The organism is Paenibacillus sp. A3 (assembly GCF_001399685.1).
Lineage (GTDB): Bacteria > Bacillota > Bacilli > Paenibacillales > NBRC-103111 > Paenibacillus_G.
The window spans coordinates 46039-67324 of sequence record NZ_JTHN01000111.1; the positions used below are offsets into that span (position 1 = coordinate 46039).

Here is a 21286-nt window from a genome sequence, read left to right on the forward strand (position 1 = left end):
TTCGTACCGCACTAATGATTTCCGGCCTTCGCCCTCATCGGGCGGAGGTCTTTTGTTTATCCTTTAACGACGGGTGCAGGTACAGCAGCGAACCGGCCGTGGAAAGCAAGCCGCCCAGCAAAATGGTCCCATGCGTCCCGAGCCGTTCGGCCAGCACACCGGCCAAAAAAGCCGCCACCGGCATCAGCGTCCACGTCATAAACCGGCTCGTCGCCTGAACGCGTCCTAACAGCCGGTCGGGCGTCAACGTTTGCCGGATCGTCACGATGCACGGATTCATGGCGGAGGCGGCGATCGTCCCGGCTGCATTCGACAGCAGCAGCACAGCGTAAGTCTGCGACTGGCTGAAGACGATGATGGACAACCCGCCCAGACAGGATGCGGCGAATAAAATGGTCCGGTAAGAGAACCGTTTTCGCAGCACGGCCGTCACCAGCGCTCCCCCGACTGCCCCCAGTCCTCCCGCGGACAAGAGCCAGCCGATGCGGCCGACAGGCAGCTGAATCGTTTCTTTGAGATGAAATACCATCATCGTCAGGAACAGAGTCGTTCCGAAGACGGATACGAGCATCGCCAGGTTCGTGAATAAAATCGGCTTCGTCCGCACGACAAATTGAAAGCCTTCTTTTAAATCCGCAAAAATGCCGTTTGCCGTCCTGGAGCCTGCAGCCGTACGCCGGATGGGAAGGCTGAGAACCGTCAGAAACGAGATGAAAAAAGTGGCGCTGTTAACGAGCACCGCATATCCGGGATTGTATAAGCTGATTACCATTCCTCCCAGACCGGGCGCTGCAAGAACGGCCAAGTTCGCAAAACCCGAATTGACCGCATTCACCGTCTGCAGATCGCTTTTTCGGACGAGATTCGGCACGGAGGCGATTTGCGCCGTCGTATAGATTTGACCGAGCACGCCTGCGGCCAAGGCGCCGATGTACACGTGCCACATTTCCAGCGAATCCATGATGAACAGAAGGCCCAACAGCCCCGTAATGACACCTCTGCCCAGATCACAGAGCAGCAGTAACATTTTGCGGTTCAACCGGTCGGACCAGACGCCGGTCAAAGGCTGCAGCAGCACCGGAAGACGTTCGAGCGCCGTAACGATTCCCATGCTGACCGGTGACCCCGTAATCGCCAGAACGAGCAGGGGAATCGCGATAAGCTGAATTTGATCTCCGCAGTAGGAAATAAAGCTGCTTCCTACGAAGCGGAAGACAGGGTAATTTTTTTTGAATTCCGGCAGCGAAGGCTCGTGGCTTCGTCCGGCAGCCGATGCTTCCATATTCCGTCCACCTTTATTCGCCTTGTCGTAAATAATCGGCCAGCTCCTGGGCCAGCGTATCGATGGCATTCGTTTTGACACGATACTTGGCATCGCGGATGTCGACCAGCCTTGCCGCACGGAGCAGCTTCAAATGATGATGAATCGTCGATTTTCCGATATTCAGCCGATCCGTCAGATCTTGCAGGCTCCGGTCCTCTTCGGACAGCAGCTTGACGATGCGAAGCCGGATTTCGTCGCCGAGCGCCTTATGCTTTAGAACGAGCGAGGCGTCGGGCAGGTATTTGTCTGCAGGGTGGATGCTATCGCTTGCTACGGGATAATGAAACACCTTCGTTCCTTCGATATCCGCTTCGATGGTCCAGGGCCGATAGATGATTTGCGGGATGAGCAGCACCCGGTGAACGCTCGGTTCCGGTGAATACGCGACCCCGCCCGTGGCCCATTCGACAAGCTCCTCCGGGGCCATCCTTTGCTGCATGCTGCGCTTGGCATTGCAGTCTCTGGTCAAAACGGCAAGGAGCTGCTCCGCTTCCGGCTCGATAACCGCCTCGTACCAGCCTGCCATCACCTCCGCGAGATGACATTTCAGCTTTGCCGGATCGGTTGTGCAGATAAAATCGATATAGGCCGGGAAAAACGGGTTCCCGCTTGTTAGTTCCTGCAGCTCTTGTACGGCCTTCCTGCTGCCGGAAGCCGCCTGTTTGCGCGAATCCTGGTGCTCATTTCCCAAGTAGGGAAGACAGATGGTTTTCAACTCCTCCGGGGCCAAGCGCTCGATATAATCCAGAAACGCGGGCAGGGAAGCAAACGCTTGCTGGTGGAGCAACTGGAGCAAAGCTTTCCAAGTATTATGCTTTTCTACAAAAGCCAAGTGCCCCAGCAGCTCTTTGGATAATAAGGCTTTGAGTCGCTCCCAATGTTCCGTCGGCTTCCCCAACGTATGGAGCAGCGGCGTGTTTGTCACGGCTGCAATCCCCATCGCGCATTCCCACAGCAGCGAGTATTCGAATTGCACTTGATACGTCTCCCGCTTCCGTCCCGTGGCTTGAATGATGTCCAACCCAATCACCTCTCCGAAATAATGATTCCTATATATTCTATAATATTAGAATATATAATTCAATATTTTTAGAATTCAGATTCAAAAAAGACCGACGGTCTGCCCTTAGGGAGACCGTCGGCCGGGTGAAACGTTATTTCGCTACCGTCTTGTTGTACTGAGCAAGCTTCGAAGATATTTCTTTAGCTGCGCCGTCCAGCGCTTCTTTCGGAGACTTCTTGCCATTCAGCACTTCTTCGATCGCGCCTTCGGTCAGCTGGCGGGCTTCCGGGAACACGCCCATAACCGCGCCCTGCGTCGCTTTGTTCGCTTTCGTTTGGTGCAGCTGGTCAACAGCTGTTTTAAACTGCGGATACTTAGTCAGATTTTCCTTCACGAGCTGCTCGTCATACGCTTTTTTCGTGATCGGGAAGTATCCCGTATTGACGTGCCAGTAAGCTTGTTGCTTCGGATCGGCGAGGAATTTGATGAACTCCCATGCGCCCTTCTGCTCCGCTTCGGAACGGTTGTTCAAGATGTACAAGCTCGCGCCGCCAACGATGACGCCGCCATCCTTCGCGTCCTTCGGCTTCGGCAGGAAGGCCGTGCCGACTTGGAACTTGCCTTCCGCTGCGCTGACGATCCCGCGCAGGGAAGCGGTCGAATCGAGCGTCATCGCGATTTGGCCGGCGGCGAACGCTTTTTTCGTATCGTCGGTTTTGCGGCCAAGGTTCAGCATCGTTTTGTCGTCGATCATTTGCTTCCACCAAGTCATCGTGTTGACGCCGGCATCGCTGCCAAGCAAAGATTCCGTTGCCGGGCTGGTGCGGCCGTTGCCGTTGTTCAGCAGCTCGGCGCCTTGGTTGGCGAAGAACTGCTCCATGAACCAGCCGTAGATGGCGAAGGAAGCGCCAGCTTTGCCGTCCTTGGTCAGCTTTTTGGCTGCTTCGGCGATTTCTTCGTAGGTGACGGGCGGCTTTTCCGGATCAAGTCCGGCGGCTTTGAACATGTCTTTGTTGTAATACAGAATCGGGTTGGACGTGTTGAACGGCATCGAATTCAGCTTGCCGTCCACCGTATAGTAGTTCATAATATTTTCTTCAAGCTGGGAGACATCGTATTTGTCAGCGTCGATAAATTTTTGCATCGGAGTGATCGCTTTGGAGTCAATCATGAAGCGGCTGCCAATTTCGTACACCTGAATGAGCGCCGGACCGCTTTTGGAATCCATGGACGCTTTCATTTTGTTCAAGCTTTCGTCGTAGGTGCCTTGGAATACGGCTTCGACGACGACGTTTTTCTGGGAGGCGTTGAAATCGGAGACCAGCTTGTCCACCGCTTTGCCCAGCTCGCCGCTCATCGAGTGCCACCAGACGACCTTGACCGGCTCCCCGGCTTTCGGCGCTTCCTTGTTGTCGGCGCCCCCGGCTGCAGGCTTGTCGCCGGCGTTGCCCGCCGTGCCGTTGCCGTTTCCGCATGCCGCCATAAACATCATGACGAAAGCAAGCAGCAGAAGCAGCATGCTTTTTTTGTTCAGGTGCTTCATTTCGGTTGATCTCTCCCTTTAATTGGTTATTTATATATAGAGCGAGGAGGCGTTGGAAACCCGTCGACTCCGTCATGCGGAGCGAGCCAAGAGCCGGTCCTCGCGCTATGTCTTACCCTTTGATCGCTCCGGCGGTCATCCCGCGGACGAGCTGCTTCAGACCGAGCAGCAGCAAAACAAGCGACGGCAGCAGCACTGTCACGACGCCCGCCAGCACAACGTTCCAATAGGTCAGCTCTTCGAATTGCAGCATGCTGATGCCGATCTGGACCGTGCGCATCGATTGCCCGTTCGTGACGAGCAGCGGCCACAAGTACATGTTCCAGTGGCTCAGGAACGAATAGACGCCGAGCGTGGCGAGCGCGGGCTTGGCCAGCGGCAGCACGAGCCGGGCAAAGCTGCGCAGATGGCCGCAGCCGTCGATTTTGGCGGCCTCGAACAATTCGCGCGGGAGCTGCAGGAAAAATTGGCGCAGCAGGAACGTGCCGAAGGCGGTTGCCAGAAAAGGCACGATCAGTCCCTGGTAGCTGTCGAGCCAGCCCCAGCTTTTGACGGTCAAGTAATTGGGGATGATCGTCACTTCCCACGGAATCATCATGGTGGACAGAAACAGCGCAAACAGGAAGCTTTTGCCCGGAAATCTCATATATGCGAACGCATAGGCCGCCAGGCTTGCCGTCACGAGCTGCCCCAGCATGATGGTACCGGAGACGAGGAAACTGTTGGCGAGAAACTGGCCGACCGGAATTTGTTTGAGCACTTGAATATAGTTCTCCCAATGCAGACCGCCAGGCAGCAGTTTAGGCGGATACGAAGCCGATTCCGCATTGGTCATGAACGAGGCCGAGACGGTATACAGAACCGGATATAATGTCAGCGCCGCAGCGACGATCAGCACGGCGTAGACGAACGCGTTTTGCAAGCGCGAACTCATTGGTAATGCACCTTCCTTTCCAGAAAACGGTATTGGAGGAAGGTCAGAATCAGCACGATGGCGAACAGGATCAGCGCCTGCGCGCTGCCGATGCCGAACCGGAAATTCACGAACGCATCCTGATAAATATTGAACACGATGACGTCGGTGCTGTTCATCGGGCCGCCCTTGGTGAGAATGTGAATTTGTCCGAACGACTGGAATGCCTGAATGACCGAGACGATCCCGACGAAAAAGAGCGTCGGCGATACGAGCGGCACCGTCAGCTGGAAAAAGGTGCGCAGCGGGCCGGAACCGTCGATTTTGGCGCTGTCGTAGATTTCCTCGGGCACGCTCTGCAAGCCGCTAAGCAGGACGATATAGTTGAAGCCAAGATTCATCCAAATCGTCATAATGGAAACCGAAACGAGCGCCCAAGCCGGATCGGTCAGCCATCGGACCGGTTCCACGCCGAGCAGCGTCAAGAAATAATTGAGCGTGCCCAGCGTCGGGTGATACAGCATCATCCAGATGACCGAGCCGGTCCCGACGGAAATGGCTACGGGCAGCGAGAAAACGAACTGGAAGGCTTTCATCCCCCGAAGCTTGCCTTGCGACAGCGCAGCGAGCAGCAGCGCAAGGGCGATGCCGACAGGGACGGTAAGAACCGTGAAGGACAAGGTGACCTTCAAGCTTTCATAAAATTTATCGGAGGCCAGCAGCTCGGTGAAGTTGTCGAGGCCGGCAAAAGCGGCGATGCGCCCCCGGGGGTCGGTCAAATGCAGGCTGAGGTAAACCGACTTTACAAGAGGATAGAACAGAAAAATACCGAACAGCAAAAGGGAAGGCAGCAGAAAAGCATAAGCCAGCGACGCTTCCTTCCACCGGATCATGCGCAGGCTTCGCCGGCCGGCGGCTGCCGCAGATTGCCTCTTGGCTGAGCCGGGGGCCGGACGAACCGCTGCGTTACGGTCGAGCAAGGTCATGCGGACGCTCCTTTCAGGGACTGGTCTGAACGAGCTAATTATAAAGCGGGGTTGTTATCCAAAGGTTAATTGGACGTTAAGATATTGTGGAGAACCGTTAGGAATTTACAAAGTCTAAATAAATGGCGGCAAATCGGTTGTTGAAATTTTGGTAAAACTATGATAATTTATAAGCAATCTCATTACATTGTGCGGAAGAACCGCCTTATGTCATGCAATATTTGCATGCGTAAGGCGGTTTTTTGTCGTGGTCTGCGAACGAAAGGCGGGGAAGCGAAGCCATGCTGCATTACGGTTTACAGCCGGGGCAGACGCTGTCGGGGCGCTACCGGATCATGGCTCCTCTGGGGAGCGGCGGGATGAGCCGGGGGTTTCTGGCGGAAGACTTGAAGCTGAAGGGGAAGCGGTGGGCCGTTAAGGAGACGTATGTCGGGGACGACCCGTCCGCGGTGGAAAGCGGCCAGGAGGCGGCGCTGCGGAGGCACGTGCTGCTCAAGGAAGCGGAAACGATGAGCCGCTTGAGTCATCCGAATCTGCCGGATATCGTCGATTACGTTCCCGCCAACGCCCACGGTTTTCTGTATCTGGTCATGGATTATATCGAAGGGGAAACGCTGCTGCAGCGTTTCGAGCGGCTGGGCCGACGCATGACCGAAGGACAAGCGGCGGAAATTGCGCTGCAGCTGTGCGGGCTGCTCGATTATTTGCATTCGCTCCGTCCGGAGCCGATCATCCACCGCGATTTGAAGCCGTCCAACCTGATGCTGGACGCCGACGGACGGGTGCGCTTGATCGACTTCGGGACCGCCCGCAGCTTTAAAGCGGAGCAAGCCGCCGACACGGTGCTGCTCGGCACGGTCGGCTTTGCCGCGCCGGAGCAGTTCGACGGGCGGCAGAGCGATCCGCACACCGATCTGTACGGCCTCGGCGCGCTGCTTTATTTTTTGCTGAGCGGGGGCGCGTATTACAATCCGCAAAGCCCTTACCGCGAAGCGGAAGCGGCGATCCCGCCCGGGCTCGCGCCGATCGTGCTGCGGCTGCTGCGCGCAAGCCCCGACGGCCGCTTCGCGGACGCGCGCGAAGCCGGCGCCGCGCTGGCGGGCCGGCTGGCTGCGCAGCAGCCGCAGCGGCCGGCGGCGCAGGCCGGCGCGCCGCCACAGGCGGGAGCGGCGTGGACTCCGCCGCTCGTGGTCGCGGTCGGCGCCCTGTACCCGGGCGCCGGGGCCACCTTCGCCGCGCTCGCGCTCGCGCGGCAGCTTCACGATCTCGGCGTCCCGCACGCCGTGATCGAGCCGCCTGCTCCGCAGGCGGAGCTGTCCGCGCTGCTGTTCGCGGACAAGAACGCGCCGCCGGCGTATCGCTGCTACAACGCGGCGGGACAAGGCGGCCGCCCGGACGAGCGGCCCTGGGCGGACGGCCACACGCTGTGGCTGCCCGCCGAGGAGGCCGCCGCTGGCGCGGGAGAACCGCAGCTTGACGCCGGAGGCTGGCTGAAGCTGTTTCACGCGGTCCGACTCCCGGTGTGCATCGTCGACGTCGGCGCGCAGTGGGAGCATCCCGCGGTGCGGGAGCTGCTCGAAACCGCGACGGACGTCGTCTACGCCGTCGACCCTTTCGCGCATAAGCTGGAGCTTCCCGCGACGCGCCGCCGCTTGCGGCAGCTTGAAGCTTGGCTGGCGCCGGGACGGCGGCTGCACTGCTTCGCGGTGAAGGCGCTGAAGACGCCGCAAACGGAAGCGTGGCTGCGCTTGCTTCCGCAGCGCCCGGCCTGCCTGCTGCCCGCGGTGGATCTGGCGGCGCTCGCCGAGGCCGGCTGGCAAGGACGGCTGCCGCACGATACGCCGCCGGTCCGGGACGCGCTTCGCGAGGCGATGCTGCCGTGGCTCCGGCGATGGCTGCCGGACGAAGTGATCCCCGCGCAGCGGGAGCGGAATCATTTCGGTCCCGCGGCCAAGCTGCTGCGGTTGTTCCAATCCGACAAATAACCCGTTTATCCAGAGAAACAGGAGGAGGTAGCGGTTTGCAAAAAGCATGGATCGTCGTCACGCTCGGCTGCGTGTTGATGGCGGGATCGATATATGGATATTGGCAGTTCATGAAGCATACCGAAATTCAAGTCCGCACCATGACGACGGTCAAACCGGTAAGGATGCTGCAAAGCGGGGAAGTTGTCGAGGCTTCCATGCTCCGCAAGGCGGTCATTCCACTGGCGGCTCACAGCTCCGAAGCCGTAACGGACCCTGATGCGTTGATCGGCAAGACGGTGCTTGTGCCGATTGCGGACAGCGAGGAACTGGTTTCGTGGAAATTGACCGACCGCAGTACGGTCCCCCGTGCCGGGGAGCGTTATTTCAGCTTTAAGACGGATGCGGCCGTCAATGTCAACAATATGGTTCGGCGGGGCGACCGCGTCGACGTGTGGGTCGAATTCGAGACGCCCAAGTTCGTCACGACCGGCTCCGGTGCGCTATGGAGCGTCGGCGCGGTCAAAATTATCGAGCAGCTCCCGGTTACGGCGGTCAAAACGGCCGAAGGGCTGGAGGTCACGGACGGAGCGACGATTGAAACGGTCGTTCAGCCGAACCAAATCCAATTGCAGAATGCCCGTTCCAAGCCGAACGGGAAGCCCGAGCTGAATACTTATATGATGAACGACGAGGTGTACGAGGCTTACGTGCTCGGCAGCATCGGCGGAAAGATTAAGCTGGCGCTGCCCGACTTGTCCGCGCCCGCCGCCGCCTCGGGAACGGTCACGGGATTGTTTCAGGAGCTTAAGGAAGCGGATTTGTTCAGTAAAACCAAGCCCCAGGTTCAAGTGAAAGGCGAGCTGAATCGAAGCCAAGTCAGCGGTAAGGAAAAGGAGCCTGCCGCTGCACAGGGGAACGGCAGCGCTTCGCAAGGGCTCAAAGCAACGGAGGTGAAACCGGCGTCATGAATCTATTGTTCGCACACCCGCAGGCCGGTGCGGCGGATCTTTTGGGGATGCAATTAAGCCGTTCCGGCCCGGACTCGGACGGCATCGTGACGGTACAGCATCGTGACCGATTGTTTGCCCGGCTGGAAGAACCGTTCGATGTCATCGCCGTCCATACCGGTCTGTTCTACGATTCGTATCCCTGGGATTGGATGCCGGAGATCCGGCGCAAGCAGCCTCAGGCCCGCGTCGTTGTAGCCCCGGATGAGGCCGTATACGATTCGTTCATGCTGGAGGCGTTGACGCGGCTGGCGGAGACGCTGGGCTTCGCCGTTCTGCCGCTGGGCGGAACGGAGCAGGAGACGTTCGAGGCGCTCGCCGCTTCCGTCGAAGGACGCAGCGTCCGCATGTCGGCCGGCGATAAACGAAGCGGCATCGTGGTTGCCGTCTGGTCTGCGAGCAGTAAGGACGGGGCGACGACGGTCGCCGTCAATACGGCGCTTGCGCTGGCTTCGGCGAACCGTCTGCGCGTCGGGCTGATCGACGCGAATCTGCGCAATCCGGAAATTCGCTCGCAGCTGAATTTGACGGAGACGGACCGCAGCCAATTCAAGCTGCGGCCGAAGCTGCAGACCCATACGCTACAGCCGGAAGATCTGCTCGATGCATGCATGACATATCGGAAGATGACCGGTCTGCACATTTTGACCGGCTCGCCCCGCCGCGATACCGCGCTCGATATGACGCCGGAAATGATGGGGCATTTGCTGCAAACGGCCAGATCCGTATTCGACGTGACGCTGGTCGATCTGAACGCCTACCCGGATAACGCCGCGACGGTGTGTACCGTCCGCGGAGCCGACATCCGCTGGCTCGTTGCCCAGAACAATTATGCTTCCTACCGCACGAGTTGGCGGGAATGGTTTGACTGCTATTGGAAATATTGCGGCCTGACTCCGTCTGACATCTCGTTGATCCTCAATCGCGCATCGGCGGACGATAAGCCCGAACGGATCGCGGACGCGCTGCACATGCCTTTCGGCGCTTCGATTCCGAATGCGCCCGGCGGTCTCGGCATGAAAGCCGTGCATGAAGGCGTACCTCTTTACTTGATGCCGAAGGCGGAGCCGTTCACGGAAGCGATCGACGGGCTGGCGGCATTGCTGACGAAGCGTGCGGAAGGAGACGTGCAGGGAATGGAGCTTGCCCCGGGCCGGCGGCGCAAGCCGGGGTGGATCTCCAGATTGAGCGCCTTGTTCGGATAGGAGGGACGGACTTGTCATTACCGACAGCCCATCGAGCGGGAGGGCGGATGCGCCCGAGAACCCGTTTCGACGCCGGGCAATATTTGAAGGATCTGATGCAGGCGGACCAGGCGCGCGAGCGCATGCCTGCCCCGTGGTCGAGCCCGAACGCGGCCGGGCCTAAAAAAGGAGTGCGGCGGATGCCCTTGGCCGATGCGGTGAAGCTGGTATACGAGCATTTGACCGAGCGTTCCAAGAAGGACCAGGCGTTGTACGAGGATATTTTGCAAGCCGGACTTGGCGAGCCGCTGGCGCAGGTACGGATGAAAGCGGTCATCGATACGCTGCTGACCGAATATCGCATCGATATCGAGCCGGACACGCTGACGCCGCCGTTGACCCCGACGGAATGCGTATTTGCCGACACGTGCGGCGCGGGTTTGATCGAGGATTTGTACAGGCTGCCCGACGTGGAAGAGGTTCAGGTCATCGGCTGCGACATCTATCTGCTCCACGGCGGAGAAATGACGCGTCACGCCCGACGGTTCGCTTCGCTTGCCGACGTGTTGCTGCTGCAGGACCGTTTGGCGCTGTGCGGCAAAAAGCCGATCAACGAGCGGCAGCCGTTCATCCAGTCCTATTTGTGGAACCGTTCGCGGCTTGTGATGACCCGGCCGCCTTATTCCGATGTCCCGAGCATTCATATCCGCAATTTCATCGTCAAGGACGTGACGCTTGAACTGCTGGCCGATTTACATACTTTGAACGAGCCAATGGCGCGTCTCCTGCGCCTGCTGGTCCGCTACCATGCCAGCTTTTTGATCGGCGGGGGCACGGCGACCGGCAAGACGACGTTTTTGTTCGCGCTGGCGCAGGAAATACCGGAGAACGAACGGATTCGGACGCTGGAGAAAGAATTCGAGGTCGCGCTCCGCGAGCGGCTGCGGGGGAACCGGAACATATTGGCCGTCCGGGAAGTGGATGAGATCGGACTAAGCATGGAGGAATCGTTTAAGCCATTGCTTGTGATGAGCCCGCATTGGGTGATCGTCGGCGAAGCGAAAGGCTCCGAGGTGTCCCAGATGGTACAGGGCGCGCTGCGTGGCCACGACATGATGGGCACGATGCATACGAAGTATCGGGATTCGTTCATCAGCGACGTTGTGGATATGATCAAGCAGGACGGTCGGCAGCATGATCAAACCGATACTGTCCGGCGTGTAGCCCGGGCATTTAACCTTATTGTGTTTTTGCGGCTGGTGCGCATCGGCGGAAAGCCGGTTCGGGTAGCGACGGAAATTACGGAGCTTTCCGTGGATGAGCGGCAAACGGTACATATCCGTCCGCTCGTCGAATGGGATTTTCAGCAGCAGACGTGGAGGTTTACCGGTGAGCGGTTCAGCCGTTCGCTGATGGACCATCTCGTGGCAAACGGAGCCAATCCCGACGAGTTTCGGGAATTGGGGGTATGGGGAGCATGAGCATGTCGGCACACCTCATTCAAGGCAGTCTGAAGGGGCTGCTCTTCGGCTGTTGGATCGTCGGGTCGCTGCTGCTGGTGTTGTGGTTGCTGCGGATGACGGGAGCCGGAGCGGCCCGGCGCCGCCGCTTTAGATCGCTCGGGGGAGATCGCGGCCGCCGAACCTTTGGAGGCTCGTTTACCGGGCTCAGGCCCATCCGGCATTTGAGAGAGGAAATGGAAGTTGCCGAGCTTAAGATCGGGGCTGAGGTGATCGGCGCGATCATGCTGCTGCTGGCGTTTGTCGGATTTTTCGGCTCGGATGCGGCCGTGCAGGTGATGCAGCAGCGTTTTGCCGTCGGCGCGGCCCGGCTGCAGAGCTTTCACGTATGGACGCTCAGCGGCGCCATCGCCTTTTTGCTCGGCTCGTTTCCTTATTTTTATGTGCGTTTTCGTGTTCAGCGCAAGCGTCATCGGATTGCGAACCGCATGATCATGCTCGTGCAGAACTTGATCGGCCATTACCGCCCCCGGCTGACGCTGGCCGAAGTGATCGTCAAAGCGTCGAAGACGATGCCGGACGAGGTCCAAAGCGAATGGAGACGCTTGGAGCTCGCGCTTCATATGAAATCGGTCGATGAAGCGCTGTACGAGTTTGCGCGCCGAATTCAAAGCGAATGGGCCGACGATCTCGCGGATTTGCTGCTGATCGGCTCGCATTACGGGACCGACGTCACTGAATCGCTGCATCACTTAGTCGGCAAGATGCAGGCTGCCAAGCGGCACGAAGAGAACCGGCTCGCTATGATTACCGTTTACCGGCTCGGTACGACCTTTATGATCGGCTTCGCTTTCTTCGTTGTCGGCTTCAATATTTATGCGGACGGGGCGAACTACCGCCACTATTTTGTCGATCCGGTAGGCAAGTCGCTGCTGATCGTTTCCAGCGCCGTCATGTTTATTTCCATGACCATGGTTATCAAATCGGGCCGTAAAGCGTTTTAAGCGAGCGATGGATTAGTCGGCCGGCAAAACTTTTGTAGCGAAGCAAATTTCTTCTTCCCGGAAAGGAGAATGCCCTATGATGGGAATGGTTTCAAACGGTTGGATGCTGGCCTTTCAAGCGCTGTTTGCTCTGTTGTTCATAGCGGGCAGCGCGCTGCTGTGGTTTCCGCTTCTCGGACGCATCCGCTTCGGAAGAGCCAGCCGTTTGGCGATGATGCTGGAATCGCTGAAGCGGCGGGAGCATCGAATGCTTGCCATGGACCGGCAGGAGGAAGCGCTGAGTCCCAAGGCGCGCGCGTTTGCCGAGAAAGCCCGGCTGGCCGGTCTGCCTGCGGATTGGGGCTATCGGCGTTTTCGTCTGCTTCGCGCAGGGCTCGCTGTCATGATGCTGTTGGTCGGCTTTATGGCTCAAGCGGCGGCAAGCCCCGATTTGCTTGCGAATCCGGGGCTTGGCCCGTGGTTTGGCTTGGGACTCAAGCTGCTGCTTTGCGCCGCCTTGGGCTGGTGGACCCCGCAGTTGTTCGTCCATGTGGCGGCGGCGCAGAAGCGGACCGGGTATTTGCTCGAAATCGCCAAGCTGTCTCAGCGGCTGTCGATTTGTGTCAGCGAGAAGGCGGACATTCGGGAAATGCTGATTCGCGCCGGACGGCCGCTCAAGCTGTTGAAGCCGCATTTGCAGGAGTTGACGGTCATGTGGGGCAAAGACCAACGGGCCGCCATTTGGCGCTTTAAGGAAGCGGTCGGCATCTCGGAAGTATTCCCGCTCGTTAACGCTTTGGATGCGGTCTGCCAGGCCGATACGAACGAAATGGCCAAAGTGCTCAAGGAGCAGACCGCCAGCATCGAAGCGACGCTGACCGCAGATATTCAACGGAAACTGGAGAACGCGCCGATTTGGATCAGCTTTTATATCATGATTCCGTTCGCCGTTATCGTTCTGCTGTTTTTGTACCCATGGATCGTCACCATATCCGAGCAATTGATGACAAGCTTCGAAGGTTAGACGCAGGGAAAGGCGGGACGCACATGTCCAAAATCGTAATAGCCATGCTGATGGCGGTGCTGCTGGGCGGCGCTACGCTGTATGTGCTTGGCGCGCAGATCGTTCCGGCGACCGGAACGGCGGGAACGAAGACGAACACGCAAATCAACCATGCGTTTCAATGAGACGATAACGATCGCAAAGGGGAGAGAGACATGGGAAAGTTAGTCATTGCCTGCTTGTTGACCGTCCTGCTGGGCGGTGCGGCGATGTTCGTCGCAGGAACGAAGGTCGGTCCGGCAGTAGGGGATAAAGGGGGCAAGCTCAACACGAGCATCTCGGGAGCGCAGGTGGATGTACGCAGCGGCTCCGTCAGTACGACCGCACCATAATCTAAACGACAGAAAAGGATGAGAGCCCTGTGGGAAAACTGGTTATTGCCTGCTTATTGACCGTATTGCTTGGCGGAGCGGCTATGTTTGTAGCCGGAACGAAGGTTGGTCCTGCGGTAGGGGGCAAGGGAACGAAACTTTACGATAGCGTGACCCAGGCAACCGTCAATCAAACAAGCGGCGAAGCTACCTTGAAGCAGCCTTGAACCATGAGCAAACTAATTACGTTATGTTTGGCGGTCGTGCTCATTTTCGGCATTTCGATTTATATTTTTCAACCGGCCGGCGGCGCCGGTCTGAAGCAGCAGGTCCGCAACGGTCATACGACGGTTACGAATCAGGTGCGCAGCTTCGATTATGTCACAAATTGACGGTGATGTTGTAGTGAAAAGTAAAATCGCTGCTTTTCTGCAGGACGAGCAGGGGATGGCCAACGTCCTCGTAACGCTCTTCTTACTGCCTGTGCTGCTGTTTCTTTCGCTGGCGATCGTCCCGTTCTTCGTCTATACGATGAAGGCGGATCATCTGAACACGATCGCCAATCATGCACTTAAGGAAATGGAAGCGGTCGGCTATTTAAGCCCGACGGTGGAGTCCAATACGAACGCCAGATTAGCCTCGCTCGGGATGGGGGACGTCACGGTGAACGGCATGGCCTATCCGTCCTATATGGGGAGTACCCGGAACAAAGTGCTTCGCGATGCCGCTGACCCGACGGTGAAGCTCGTTCTCAAGTATCCGGCGCCGAATTTGAGCCGCATGCTGAAAGCCATCGGGGGAGGAGGGAACGCATCGGCCCACGAAGGGTTTTATTATTTGGTGCTTTACGGAAAGAGCGAGGCTTACGAGTAACTCGAAGCGATATGCCGGAAAAGGAGGGGGAGACGTGTGCGGCGGGCATGGCAGTGTCGGTTGAGAACGGAAGCGTACGGCTTGATGAAGGACGAAAAGGGGAGCGCGCACTTGCTTCTGTTCGGCTTGCTCGGCATGATGACAGCCGCTTTTATTTGGGTCATTGCGTTCAATTGGATGATACAAACGTACGGCATGAACAAAACCAAACCCTTGCTTGACCGTGCCACGCATGCCGCCTCGTTGGATATCGTGCCGGAGGAGGCGGCGCTCGGCCGGCTTGTGTGGGACAGTTCGAAGGGGAGGGATGATTTTTACCGGTACCTTCGGCTGAACCTGAAGCTGGACAGCGATCTGACCCCGGGAGAGGGAAGTCATCTTCGCGAAGCTCCCACTGTGCACCATTTGGAGTTTGTTACAAGTCCAGCGTATCCTTATGTGCTTCAGCGAACGGTTACCGTTCACACCGGCACAGCCAAGCAAACGACGCGCAGCGTTCAGGTGACGATTTACGGGCCGTCCGTCGTTGCCATCGTCGAAACGAACCAGCCTTTGCTCGGTCTTTCCCGCAGCGAGCCGGCTGTGCTCAGCAGCGTTGCCAGCGTTCGATTCCGCTAACTCTCGCGGACCGAGGCCTTTTTCGTTCAAGGCTGTCTTTGCATTTTCCAGTTGCGGCAGGTAATGTAGAGATACAGGATTTCTGCCATAGGAGGGACTGAACATGAACGAATACGCACAACGTATCGGGCGCTTGCAGCAGAAGCTGCAGGCCCATCAGCTTGACGGCATGATGATTACGCAAAATGTGGACTTGTATTATTTGACCGGCTCTATGCAGACCGGTTATCTGCTCGTTCCTGCGGAAGGCGAGCCGCGCTTTTACGTCCGCCGCAGCGTCTTGCGCGCACAGGAGGAATCCGCAGCCGCAGTAGAGCCGCTCGGCTCGTTCCGCGCCTTTGGCGCCCAATTGGCCCAAACGTTTCCGCAGCTTGCCTCCGGCTCCGCCGTAACGCTTGCCGCCGAATTCGACGTGCTGCCCGTACAGCAGTGGCAGCGGCTGCAAAGCGTGCTCCCGCATGTTGTGTGGAAGGACGGGTCGATGCTGATCCGCGAGACTCGTATGATCAAATCGCCGCGCGAGATCGCTTGTATCCGCGAAGCTGCACGAATCATCGACGGCGCTCTTGAGGATGCGCTTGCGAAGCTTAAGCCGGGCACGACCGAATTGGAGCTGATGAGTGCCGTCGAGCACTATATCCGTTTGCACGGACACATCGGGGTGATGCGTTTGCGCGGATATAACCAAGAAGTGCTTACGGGGGTGATCGGCGCAGGCGAAGCTGCTGCCAAGCCGACCTATTTTGACGGCCCTGCGGGCGGTCAAGGACTCGGTCCGGCAGTCCCGCAGAGCGTGAGCCGGCGGAAGATTGAGCGGAGCGAGCCGATTCTGATCGATATCGGATGCTGCATCGACGGATACGTGATCGACCAGACCCGGACGGCCGTGATCGGCGAATTGCCGGACGACCTGCGGCAGGCATATGACGTATCCGAGGCGATCATCCGCAGCGTCGAATCGATGCTGAAGCCCGGTACGTTGTGCGAGCAGCTCTACATCCATTCGCTTGGAATGGCCCAGGAAGCAGGGCTTGGCGAGCATTATATGGGCTTCGGCGACGATCAGGTCAAATTTCTAGGACACGGTATCGGTCTGGAGGTCGACGAGCTGCCTGTACTGGCCAAAGGCTTCCGGTATCCGCTGGAACCGGGGATGGTTATTGCGATCGAACCGAAGTTCACCTTCCCCGGGCGAGGGGTTGTCGGGATTGAGAACAGCTACGCGGTGACGGACAACGGCTTCGAGAAGCTGACCGTATCGCGGGAAGGGCTCATCCGGTTATAAGGCGGATGTGCGCCAAATGGTGCCTGCCGTGCCAAGCGTACAGTCCAATATTTTGATCAAGCCGGATGATGCCGTTGTCCGGGTGGCGAAACTCTCTTGCAAGCTCATCATCCGAGAGTCCCCGCAGCAGCAGCACCCATCGTTCGTGCAAGGCGTCCAGCAGCGCAAGCGATAACGCGACCGGGGCTTGCCGGGTATCCGGCAGCTCCGCCCAGCGTTCCTCCCGGTACGGCTTAATCACCGGCACTTCCTCCGTCAATGCCAGCTTAAAGCGAATGAAGCTGTTCATGTGGCTGTCCGCCATATGGTGAACGACTTGCCTCATCGTCCATCCTCCCGGCCGGTACGGCGTATCAAGCTGAGCCTCATCGGCTCCTTGAACTGCCATTCTCACCTGCTGCGGCAGCTGGGCAATATCATCGATCCAAGCCGCAATCGTCTCCGCATCCGGCTTTGCCGGAGCTTCGTACTGCCCGATCGGAAACCTCAAATGGTCTGTCATAAATACCCCACACCTTTCCGCTTGTTTGCTCCTCATTTTCAAACGTAATAAATGGGCAGCATGTTTTTTATTACTTTAGCACAAAAAAGGTATAATTGAAGACCAATCCCTTCCAAATCTGGCCTAGCAATTCTGTCTTTTAGATAGATTGGCCGGAACAGCGTCCACGCCCTTCTGCCACTAGACAAGCAGGATCCTTTTCGTTCGCACGGACGAGGCTTGCCGCATTGCCTAACCCTCAAAAAGATGATAAAATTAATAGAATTCATCATAAACGCTCTGCTACCGTTGCAAGAGAGATTCATTGCATCATACACAAATTCCTCACACTATGATCTATATTAAATCAGCAAACAGAGCATGAATCCAAGGCAAGGGCCGGTTGACCAAGAGGGGGAACGTCCATGCTGCGTCTGGGACAGAAGATCGTTATTATTGGCGACAGCTTCGAACAAAATTTGCCGATCGGTGAATATGGATATATTATCGCGTACGACCGCAATGCGGACAATGTGTTCGATTACGTGGTTCGGATTCCGAAAGTGAACAAGCATTACTTCGTACCGGGCGCCGATGTCGAGCTGGAGGAAGTACTCATTCAGCAGGAAGTGGATCGGTTGGAACGAGAAGCGCTGATCGATTTTGCGCTCGCGACGAAAAACGAAGAGCTGTTTCGCCGGGTAATGAACGGCGATGCGGAAGAAGTCGTAGCGGAGACGAACAAAGAGGTGCAGTCCAAGGAAGACTTCATCAAGCAAGTCAATCTGAGGGCTTGGATTTGAAGCAGCATTTAATAGAAACGTGATAGATTGAACCGAAAGAATCGGGTTGCGACCTTGAAAGGACGCTGCCGGTTCTTTTTCTTTTGGGCAAAATCACGCCGTTCCCAATTGAGTTCAACCCTTAACTCCGCTATAATAATAAGAATGATTGTCAGTAGAGTGAGGTGCAGGAATGAGCATAACCGTGAAGGATGTCGAACATGTAGCCGCTCTCGCCCGACTGGAGCTGAGCGACCGCGAGAAAGAGCAGTTTACCGAGCAGTTGAACGCCATATTGAAATATGCCGGGCAGCTGGAGCAATTGAACACGGACGATGTCGAACCGACCAGCCACGCGATGCCGCTTGTCAATGTCATGCGCGAAGACAAGGTCAGACCGTCGCTGCCGATTGAGAAAGTGCTGCTTAACGCCCCGGACGAAGAAGACGGGCAGATCAAAGTGCCTGCCGTATTGGAATAAGTGTGGAATCTACCGAGGCGAACCTGAAGGGAGGACTTGTGCTTGTCTTTGTTTAATTTGCGTTTGCAGGAACTGCATAACAAGCTTCATGCGAAGGAAATCACCGTCTCCGATCTGGTGGACGAGTCGTATAAACGCATTGCCGCTGTAGACGGTAAAGTGAAGGCGTTTCTCACGTTGGACGAGGAGAACGCCCGTGCGAAGGCGAAGGAGCTGGACGCCAGAGCAGGCGGCAGCGAACCGCGCGGGTTGCTGTTCGGGCTGCCGATCGGCATCAAGGATAACATGGTTACCGAAGGCGTCACGACGACGTGCGCGAGCCAATTTTTGCGCAACTACAACCCGATTTTTGACGGAACAGCGGTTCGGAAGATTAAGGAAGCGGATGCGGTCAGCATCGGCAAGCTGAATATGGACGAGTTCGCGATGGGCGGCTCCAACGAAAACTCCAGCTTCCATCCGACGCACAATCCGTGGAATCTCGAATATGTTCCGGGCGGCTCCAGCGGCGGCTCTGCAGCGGCGGTAGCGGCCGGCGAAGTGTATTTCTCGCTCGGCTCCGACACCGGCGGTTCGATCCGCCAACCTGCTGCATATTGCGGCATTGTCGGCCTTAAGCCGACCTACGGGCTCGTTTCCCGCTTTGGCTTGGTCGCGTTCGCGTCCTCGCTCGATCAAATCGGCCCGCTCACCAAGAACGTCGAAGACAGCGCTTATTTGCTCCAGGCGATTGCCGGGCACGATCCGCTCGATTCCACGTCGCTTAACACGGAAATCCCGGATTACGTCAGCGCCTTGTCGGGTGACGTTCAGGGGCTGCGGATTGCCGTCCCGAAGGAGTATTTGGGCGAAGGCATCGACCCGAAGGTGAAGGATGCCGTCTTGACCGCTTTGAAGGTGCTGGAAGGCCAGGGAGCTATCGTGGAAGAAGTATCGCTGCCGCATACGGAATACGCTGTCGCTACTTATTATTTACTCGCTTCCTCCGAAGCGTCCTCCAACCTGGCGCGCTTCGACGGCGTACGTTACGGCGTGCGCGCGGACAATCCGAAAAATTTGCTTGATATGTATGTTCAATCCCGCAGCCAAGGGTTCGGCGACGAAGTGAAGCGCCGCATCATGCTCGGAACGTACGCGCTTAGCTCTGGTTATTACGATGCCTACTACTTGAAGGCGCAAAAAGTCCGTACGTTGATCAAACGCGACTTCGAGCAGGTGTTCGAAAAATACGACGTGGTTATCGGACCGACGGCTCCGACGCCGGCCTTCAAGATCGGCGCGCAGGCGGACGACCCGCTGACCATGTATTTGAACGATATTTTGACGATTCCCGTCAGCCTCGCCGGCATTCCGGCCATCAACGTTCCTTGCGGATTTGCCGACGGTCTTCCGATCGGATTGCAGATTATCGGCAAGGCGCTGGACGAATCGACGATTTTGCGCGTCGCTCACGCTTACGAGCAGCAAACCGACTTCCATAAGCAGCGTCCGCAGCTGTAATAGAAAGGAGCCACCTTTAGTGACAGCAGCAACCGACAAGAAATACGAGACGGTCATTGGGCTCGAGGTGCACGTTGAACTGCACACGAACTCCAAAATTTTCTGCGGCTGCTCCACCGCCTTCGGAGCTCCGCCGAACACTCATACGTGTCCGATCTGTCTCGGACACCCCGGCGTGCTTCCCGTGCTGAACAAGCAAGCGGTGGAGTACGCGATGAAAGCGTCGATGGCGCTCAACTGCCAGATTGCAACGGAGAGCAAATTCGACCGCAAAAACTATTTTTACCCCGACTCCCCGAAGGCGTACCAAATTTCGCAGTATGACAAGCCGGTCGGCGAGCATGGCTGGATTGAAATCGAGGTCAACGGCGAAACGAAGCGCATCGGCATTACGCGCGTGCATTTGGAGGAAGATGCGGGCAAGCTGACGCACGTGGACGGAGGCCATGCCTCGCTTGTCGACTTTAACCGCGTCGGCACGCCTCTGATCGAGATCGTGTCCGAGCCGGACCTCCGCTCCCCCGAGGAAGCGCGTGCGTATCTGGAGAAGCTGAAAGCGATCATGCAGTACTGCGACGTTTCCGACGTGAAGATGGAGGAAGGCTCGCTGCGCTGCGACGCGAACATCAGCTTGCGTCCTTACGGGCAGAAGGAATTCGGCACCAAGGCCGAGCTGAAGAACATGAACTCGTTCCGTGGCGTACAGCGCGGACTGGAATACGAAGAATGGCGTCAGGCGGACGTGCTGGACAGCGGCGGCAAAGTCGTACAGGAAACGCGCCGTTGGGACGAAGCGCAGGGCAAGACGCTGACGATGCGGAGCAAGGAACAAGCGCACGACTATCGTTATTTTCCGGACCCGGACCTCGTGGCGCTGCATATCGACGACGCATGGAAAGCGCGCGTTCGCGAATCGATTCCCGAGCTGCCGGACGCCCGCAAGAAGCGCTACGTCAGCGAATACGGACTGCCGAGCTACGACGCGGAGGTCATCACGTCGTCGATCAAGCTGGCTGACTTTTTCGAGGAAAGCTTGAATTTCACCAAGGACGCCAAAGCCGTCTCCAACTGGATTATGGGCGATCTGCTCGGCTACTTGAACGCGAATAACCTGGAGCTGCAGGATGTCAAAGTGACCGGCAAAGGTCTCGGCGAAATGATCGGACTGATGGAAAAGGGGACGATCAGCAGCAAAATTGCCAAAACCGTCTTTAAAACGATGCTGGAAACGGGCAAAGCTCCGCAGACGATCGTTGAGGAGCAGGGGCTGGTGCAGATCAGCGACGAAGGCGCGATTTTGGCTGTCGTCGAGCAGATCGTTGCGGGCAATCCGCAATCGGTGGCAGACTTCAAAGCGGGCAAAGAGAAAGCTGTCGGCTTCCTGGTCGGTCAAGTAATGAAAGAGACGAAGGGGAAAGCCAACCCCGGATTGGTGAACAAATTGATTATCGAGGTCCTGAACCGTTAAGACTTTTAATGATGAGGCTGTCCCCCGAGGACAGCCTCAGAGTGTTGAGAAAGT

Annotated in this window: 23 protein-coding genes; 17 read left to right on the forward strand and 6 right to left on the reverse strand. The window is 57.4% G+C overall.

Annotated features, from left to right (window positions below; translation table 11 throughout):
• Positions 1–34 precede the first annotated feature (34 nt).
• The 5 genes from QJ48_RS17555 to QJ48_RS17575 all read right to left on the reverse strand — a co-directional run bounded on the left by QJ48_RS17555 (position 35) and on the right by QJ48_RS17575 (position 5676).
• A complete protein-coding gene (locus tag QJ48_RS17555) occupies positions 35–1282 on the reverse strand; it encodes an MFS transporter (RefSeq protein ID WP_054974849.1) in 1248 nt (415 codons plus the stop codon).
• A gap of 13 nt (positions 1283–1295) precedes the next feature.
• On the reverse strand, positions 1296–2345 hold the full coding sequence (locus tag QJ48_RS17560) for a helix-turn-helix transcriptional regulator (protein ID WP_054974850.1): 1050 nt from the start codon (positions 2343–2345) through the stop codon (positions 1296–1298).
• 133 nt (positions 2346–2478) lie between these two features.
• Positions 2479–3870, reverse strand: coding sequence for an ABC transporter substrate-binding protein (locus tag QJ48_RS17565; protein WP_054974851.1), 1392 nt, complete (start codon positions 3868–3870; stop codon positions 2479–2481).
• Between the two features lie 112 nt (positions 3871–3982).
• Positions 3983–4804, reverse strand: a complete 822-nt coding sequence (locus QJ48_RS17570) for a carbohydrate ABC transporter permease (RefSeq protein WP_054974852.1) — start codon at positions 4802–4804, stop codon at positions 3983–3985.
• Positions 4801–5676, reverse strand: coding sequence for a carbohydrate ABC transporter permease (locus QJ48_RS17575; RefSeq protein ID WP_157261669.1), 876 nt, complete (start codon positions 5674–5676; stop codon positions 4801–4803). The genes QJ48_RS17570 and QJ48_RS17575 overlap by 4 nt, the downstream gene beginning before the upstream one ends.
• A 374-nt stretch (positions 5677–6050) precedes the next feature.
• On the opposite strand from QJ48_RS17575, the gene QJ48_RS35355 reads away from it, so the two are divergent.
• From QJ48_RS35355 to QJ48_RS17620, 13 genes are all read left to right on the forward strand, one after another.
• Positions 6051–7754, forward strand: a complete 1704-nt coding sequence (locus tag QJ48_RS35355; protein WP_063858115.1) for a serine/threonine-protein kinase — start codon at positions 6051–6053, stop codon at positions 7752–7754.
• A gap of 35 nt (positions 7755–7789) precedes the next feature.
• Complete coding sequence (locus QJ48_RS17585) at positions 7790–8704, forward strand: SAF domain-containing protein (protein ID WP_054974854.1); 915 nt, start codon at positions 7790–7792, stop codon at positions 8702–8704.
• On the forward strand, positions 8701–9948 hold the full coding sequence (locus tag QJ48_RS17590) for a tyrosine-protein kinase family protein (RefSeq protein ID WP_054974855.1): 1248 nt from the start codon (positions 8701–8703) through the stop codon (positions 9946–9948). Before QJ48_RS17585 ends, QJ48_RS17590 begins: the two co-directional genes overlap by 4 nt.
• Positions 9949–9959: 11 nt before the next feature.
• Positions 9960–11408, forward strand: a complete 1449-nt coding sequence (locus tag QJ48_RS17595; RefSeq protein ID WP_237762954.1) for an ATPase, T2SS/T4P/T4SS family — start codon at positions 9960–9962, stop codon at positions 11406–11408.
• Positions 11405–12391, forward strand: coding sequence for a type II secretion system F family protein (locus QJ48_RS17600; protein ID WP_237762955.1), 987 nt, complete (start codon positions 11405–11407; stop codon positions 12389–12391). Before QJ48_RS17595 ends, QJ48_RS17600 begins: the two co-directional genes overlap by 4 nt.
• 76 nt (positions 12392–12467) lie before the next feature.
• Entirely contained in the window at positions 12468–13394 is a 927-nt protein-coding gene (locus tag QJ48_RS17605; RefSeq protein WP_054974858.1) for a hypothetical protein, read from the forward strand.
• A gap of 23 nt (positions 13395–13417) precedes the next feature.
• Entirely contained in the window at positions 13418–13558 is a 141-nt protein-coding gene (locus QJ48_RS38130) for a hypothetical protein (RefSeq protein ID WP_010502152.1), read from the forward strand.
• Between the two features lie 30 nt (positions 13559–13588).
• Positions 13589–13765 carry a hypothetical protein gene (locus QJ48_RS38135; protein WP_167670325.1) on the forward strand — a complete coding sequence of 59 codons (177 nt, stop codon included), beginning with the start codon at positions 13589–13591 and terminating at the stop codon, positions 13763–13765.
• Between the two features lie 29 nt (positions 13766–13794).
• Entirely contained in the window at positions 13795–13971 is a 177-nt protein-coding gene (locus tag QJ48_RS38140) for a hypothetical protein (RefSeq protein WP_164828079.1), read from the forward strand.
• A gap of 3 nt (positions 13972–13974) precedes the next feature.
• Positions 13975–14136: a hypothetical protein gene (locus tag QJ48_RS38145; protein ID WP_010502157.1), complete on the forward strand. Its 162-nt coding sequence runs from the start codon at positions 13975–13977 to the stop codon at positions 14134–14136.
• A 13-nt stretch (positions 14137–14149) separates the two neighbouring features.
• Positions 14150–14617: a hypothetical protein gene (locus tag QJ48_RS17610; protein WP_237762956.1), complete on the forward strand. Its 468-nt coding sequence runs from the start codon at positions 14150–14152 to the stop codon at positions 14615–14617.
• A 36-nt stretch (positions 14618–14653) separates the two neighbouring features.
• Positions 14654–15235 (forward strand): hypothetical protein, encoded by a 582-nt coding sequence (locus QJ48_RS17615; RefSeq protein WP_193394459.1) that lies wholly within the window; start codon positions 14654–14656, stop codon positions 15233–15235.
• A 103-nt stretch (positions 15236–15338) separates the two neighbouring features.
• Complete coding sequence (locus tag QJ48_RS17620) at positions 15339–16520, forward strand: Xaa-Pro peptidase family protein (protein ID WP_054974859.1); 1182 nt, start codon at positions 15339–15341, stop codon at positions 16518–16520.
• On the opposite strand, the gene QJ48_RS17625 is transcribed toward QJ48_RS17620, so the two are convergent.
• Positions 16507–17022: a YfiT family bacillithiol transferase gene (locus tag QJ48_RS17625; RefSeq protein WP_054974860.1), complete on the reverse strand. Its 516-nt coding sequence runs from the start codon at positions 17020–17022 to the stop codon at positions 16507–16509. The genes QJ48_RS17620 and QJ48_RS17625 overlap by 14 nt on opposite strands.
• A gap of 404 nt (positions 17023–17426) precedes the next feature.
• Between QJ48_RS17625 and QJ48_RS17630 the strand changes: the two genes are divergently transcribed.
• From QJ48_RS17630 to gatB, 4 genes are all read left to right on the forward strand, one after another.
• Entirely contained in the window at positions 17427–17804 is a 378-nt protein-coding gene (locus QJ48_RS17630) for a hypothetical protein (RefSeq protein WP_054974861.1), read from the forward strand.
• A 172-nt stretch (positions 17805–17976) separates the two neighbouring features.
• Entirely contained in the window at positions 17977–18264 is a 288-nt protein-coding gene (gene gatC / locus QJ48_RS17635) for an Asp-tRNA(Asn)/Glu-tRNA(Gln) amidotransferase subunit GatC (RefSeq protein WP_054974862.1), read from the forward strand.
• 42 nt (positions 18265–18306) lie between these two features.
• Positions 18307–19764 (forward strand): Asp-tRNA(Asn)/Glu-tRNA(Gln) amidotransferase subunit GatA, encoded by a 1458-nt coding sequence (gatA, locus tag QJ48_RS17640; protein WP_054974863.1) that lies wholly within the window; start codon positions 18307–18309, stop codon positions 19762–19764.
• Positions 19765–19783: 19 nt separating this feature from the next.
• A complete protein-coding gene (gene gatB / locus QJ48_RS17645) occupies positions 19784–21232 on the forward strand; it encodes an Asp-tRNA(Asn)/Glu-tRNA(Gln) amidotransferase subunit GatB (protein WP_054974864.1) in 1449 nt (482 codons plus the stop codon).
• The last annotated feature ends 54 nt before the right edge of the window (positions 21233–21286 follow it).